Below are 3,074 nucleotides of genomic sequence, written 5' to 3'. Positions count from 1 at the left end.
CTCAGCCCTGACCACGGTGCTGGCGGCCGCTCGGCCTCCAGCACCTTTCTTCAGCTAATTAGGGACACCCCCTAGCGGGACGGTTCTCCAGGCGGTTTGCCCGCGAGCGCCGACCGCCGCAGCGGCAGCACGTCGAAGGAGATGGAGAGGCGCGTGGCGACGCCCTGGACCGACTCCGGCACGGTGGCGAGCAGTTGTTGGAGGCTGACGCCCCGGCGAGCGACGACGAGCACCACCGGGTGAGTGTCCTTGTCCTCGCCCAGGGCCACGCGTGCGATGCCGTCCTTGCCCGACAACAACCGCTGGGCCTCGCCTACCGCCGCACGCAGCCGCACATGCGCGTCGGAGTCCGTCAGGGACGCGGGCGGCAGCTCCCGCACGAAGCTCCCCACCGCCTTGCCGGTGGCGAGCAGCCCGTGCGCGCTGAGGGGCGCGGCGGGACGCGCGGTCGCGACGGGGGGCGACGGTGACCGGGCGCCCGCCAACGCGCCGCTGGACGTCACCGCGCCCGCTGGACCCGGGCCGCTGGCGGAGGCCGCCGCGCTGGCTGGCGCGGTGGGCTCGGGGCCCTGGGGCCGCCTCCCGAAGATGCCGCGCGAGCCCGGGGACTGCGACAGCTTCTGGACCTCGGCGGTGAGGTGCTGCGCGGTGATGCCGTCGCGAGCATCGCGCTGCCCGCGGGCCTGGGACTGCCCGGACTCGGCGCCGTCCCGCCGCCGGAACTCGTCGTTCATGCGACGCCACGCCTGCTCCTGCGTGTCGGGAGGCCTGTCCCCCTGCTGGTGGTCGGAGGAGCCGAGGTCGTCCTCGAGCCCCAACGCGTCCTCGTCCAGCTCGTCGATGCGGGACGGAGAGGACCCCTGCGCGGCCTGGCCCCGGGACGCGCGGCGGCGCTCCACGGGACGGGGCTGGTTGCGCATCACGCCCGGCGGCCTGGGAGGATGGGATATCTTGGTCATGGGCGCTCTTCCTGGCGGACTCCATGGGAAACAACGAAGGTGGCGTGGTGTATGACTATGGTCGCTGTCCCTGCATGGGGGCCTATGAGGGCCGCTACATCGAAGTCGAGCTGGAGGTCTCCGGGCGCTGCGTCGTCGTCACCAGCATTCCCCAGGGAGAATGCCCGGGATGCGGCTCGCAGGTCTACAAGCTCCAGGTCATCGAGCGGATGGAAACGCTGATGCGCCCCGAGAAGAGCTGACTGTCCGACTGGCGACCTTGTTGGACACATGACCCGCGCTGGCCTCCACCCTCCTTGCCCACGAAGCCAGGGTCCTGGGCTTCAATCACACCTGCCAACCCGTCCTGAGCGTGTCGGATGACCATCAAGTTCAAGCCTGTCTCCCTGTCCTCCACCTCCAAGTCCACGACGACGACCGCGCCGGCAGCCCCGCGGCAGGCCGACACGCCGGGGAAGCTCGAGGCGGACCAGAAGCTGCTCGCATCGCTCAACCGCCCCGCCTATGAGCAGGGCCACGCGAAGCGCTACGCCGAAGGGCCCTCGGGCCCGCAGGGCCTCGCGTTCCGGGCGAACCACCACCTCCAGGACCTGGAAACGGCGAAGAAGGGCAAGGACACGGACGCCCTGAAGGGCGCGCTGCGAGCGGCGCATGCCGACCTGGACGCGCTCGCCAAACAGCCACGTCCGGACACGCTCGATGGGGCGCTGGACCAGGCCAAGGCGAGTCAGGCCATCCTGGAGAAGGCCTTGGCCGGCATGGGCAAGGCGAAGGGCGAGACCGCGAAGCCCCTGGAGCACATGCTCGAAGGGGTGAAGACCACGGTGGCGCGAATCGAGGACCAGAAGGTCAGCCCCCTCAAGCACCTGGACGGCTCCAGCGCCCTCATCGCCAACGCGTATCGGAACCACGCGGCCCAGCCCTCGTACGCGTACATGACGGACGACAAGGCCATGGGCAAGGACGCGCAGGCCTACGCCAACCGCCAGAACGACATCAAAAACTCGCTGTGGAGGCACTCCTCCGTGAAGCGCACGGAGGGCGTTGGCGGCATGGACTTCATCCGTGAGCTGTCCGGCACCAACATCCGGAGCCTGGAGGCCGAAATCGAGAGGCGCGGCGGGATGACGGCCCAGGACAAGGAGATCTTCAAGGCCTTCATGAGCTGCGACTACATCCTGTCCCACAGCACCAGTCCGGAGGGGAAGGGGGCCATCGACAATTCCCGGAAGATCCTCTCGAAGATCCAGCTCCAGCACCAGGCCGGGCGCACCGACATCAAGAACAACACCCCGGGCACCGATGAGAAGCTGCTGCGCAACAACGACTTCGTCTTCTTCCGGTTCGAGGCGGCCCAGGCCTCCGATGGCGCGTCCCGCTACGGCACGAACACGTACCGCTACGAGGCGAGGCAGACGCCGCTGTTCCAGACGGGGTGGATCACCATGGAGGATCAGCTCACGCCCAAGGTCCTCGAGGCGCTCAAGCGCAAGGGCGACACCGTGGTGCGCAAGGCGAGCCAGGAGCCGAACCCTGGGAACGAGGTCTTCAACGCCATGCCTCGGGTCAAGACCGTCCGTGAGTACCCGAAGACGGAGGAGACCCTCGACCACCAGACGCACGAGCAGGTCTTCTTCGGGCCGGACATCCCCAAGGGCGTGGCCCTGTCCGTCATCGCCGAGCTCAAGCGCATCAGCGACCCCAAATACAACAAGGAGATGGGGTTGGCGGAGCGCAACGAACTCCAGAAGTTCATCCACCTGGGCAAGGAGTCCAAGCCCGTGACGCCGGAGATGGCGCACAAGCTGCTCAAGTCGCTCTTCCGGCCCGAAGCCAAGCTGCCCAAGACGTTCTTCCTTCCGCGCGAACAGGGCACGGAGCCCACCAGCACCTGAGGCCCCCCCCAGGGGGTGGGCCGGGCGTCACGCCCTGCCAGGACACCACGAGGCGAGGGCGCCTTTGGGGGCACCGGACGGCGGTACGAGGCGCCCGGAAGCCGGCGCCCCGAGGCCGCCTTCCATGTCAGACCCCGCGAGTGCTGTTCCTCCTGTCGCAGCGAGAAACGCACGAGGGGGAAACACGTCATGGCGAAGTCTGTGATTGATAACCGCGTCG

The 3,074-nt window shown here is 68.5% G+C and carries 3 protein-coding genes; 2 read left to right on the top strand and 1 reads right to left on the bottom strand.

Translation table 11 applies throughout. The features are described 5' to 3' along the window. Positions 1-71 precede the first annotated feature (71 nt). Positions 72-959 carry a hypothetical protein gene (locus tag K8612_RS38680; protein WP_223765919.1) on the bottom strand — a complete coding sequence of 296 codons (888 nt, stop codon included), beginning with the start codon at positions 957-959 and terminating at the stop codon, positions 72-74. A gap of 74 nt (positions 960-1,033) precedes the next feature. Here K8612_RS38680 and K8612_RS38675 point away from each other — a divergent pair, with 74 nt between their 5' ends. Together K8612_RS38675 and K8612_RS38670 are read left to right on the top strand one after the other, a co-directional pair. Next, positions 1,034-1,201 (top strand): hypothetical protein, encoded by a 168-nt coding sequence (locus K8612_RS38675; protein WP_223765918.1) that lies wholly within the window; start codon positions 1,034-1,036, stop codon positions 1,199-1,201. 117 nt (positions 1,202-1,318) lie between these two features. Then, positions 1,319-2,854, top strand: coding sequence for a hypothetical protein (locus K8612_RS38670; protein ID WP_223765917.1), 1,536 nt, complete (start codon positions 1,319-1,321; stop codon positions 2,852-2,854). The last annotated feature ends 220 nt before the right edge of the window (positions 2,855-3,074 follow it).

Origin of the sequence: Corallococcus sp. AS-1-6, assembly GCF_020037015.1 — a bacterium.
Lineage (GTDB): Bacteria > Myxococcota > Myxococcia > Myxococcales > Myxococcaceae > Corallococcus.
Note: the sequence above shows the minus strand (reverse complement) of the source record. Positions and strands in the feature narration are given on the sequence as shown.